We start from the raw sequence: 1,191 nt of genomic DNA, 5'->3' as shown, positions 1-1,191 counted from the left end.
AAACAGCGCAGCTGAGCCTTTGAAAATGACCCGCCCGGATCGAGTCCGCATAGCCCGCATCTACAGTGCAGATTTTGATCGGTTCCGGTACGAACCTTACGGGATCGCCCCGAGAACGGAGTAGGACGTGACGCTGCAAACTCTCGGAAAGACCGGCCCGGGCGCAACGAAAGCTCGGCGGCGTGTTCGCAAACCGTCTCTGTCATGCGGCTCCGGGGCAGACCTTTCGGGAGCCACGCCCCAGGCGAGGCTTGTGGTCCGCCCGCCTGATGTTACGGAGCCCTGCACCGATGCGGGAAGAACCGGACAATGACCGGCCTGCTGCGCTACGCCCGCTCCGAGGATGTGACCTTGTCGCAGAACAAAGCGCATGGCTTCGCAGCCCATTACGCATTGGTGCATTACCGCTCCGGCGCGGTCTACAGCTTCATCCCGAAGAACGCCTGCTCGACGCTGCGCTATTCGATGGCGCTGGCCAACAACTGTATCGCAAGCCCCGGGGACTGGACCTGGATCCACCTCAACAACGGCACTTTCGCCGCCAGCCTGCCCGAGCTGGTGCGCGCGCCGTTCAGCTTTACCGTGCTGCGCTGCCCGCATGCCCGTCTGGCCAGCGTGTTTCTCGACAAGATCGTCGACAAGACCCCCGAGCTTTGGCAGCTCTACCGGCTGACCCGCGACGGGTTCGACCCTGACGCGCTGACCTTCCGCGATTTCGTCACCCTGCTCGGCGAAGAGGATCTGCTAAAGGCCAACATCCACTGGCGCCCGCAGCAAGACTTTCTGGTCTACGAACACTACAGCCATGTCTTCGCGCTAGAGCGGTTCCACGAGGCTGCCCCGATCCTGCGACAGGCGATCGGCTTTACCGTGCAAGACGCCCGCAGCCTCACCGGCCATGGCACCGACCGGGTCGAGATGATCCCCGAGGGCGCTTTTTCCGACACCCCTATCGCCGAGCTGGCCCAAATGAAACGCGGCGGCAAGCTGCCGGCGCATGGCCAGCTCTACGACCCGGTGCTGGCGCGCCGGGTGGCAGACCTCTACACCCGCGATATGACCCTCTATGCCGCGCATCTCGATGCGCGGCTGCTTTCCTTCCCAGACTTTCTCCCGACTGAGGTACATTTTAACGATGACCAAGCGTAAAGGCATCATCCTCGCCGGCGGCTCCGGCACGCGGCTCTATCC

The 1,191-nt window shown here is 63.1% G+C and carries 1 protein-coding gene; it reads left to right on the top strand.

Going from position 1 to position 1,191, the window contains the following annotated elements; all coding sequences use genetic code 11:
* Positions 1–309 precede the first annotated feature (309 nt).
* Positions 310–1,149, top strand: coding sequence for a sulfotransferase family 2 domain-containing protein (locus ACXAG7_RS19860; protein WP_475168232.1), 840 nt, complete (start codon positions 310–312; stop codon positions 1,147–1,149).
* Positions 1,150–1,191 lie beyond the last annotated feature (42 nt).

This window comes from Tenacibaculum sp. AWR4_210, from assembly GCF_056160945.1.
This window is presented reverse-complemented; position numbering and strand designations above follow the sequence as displayed.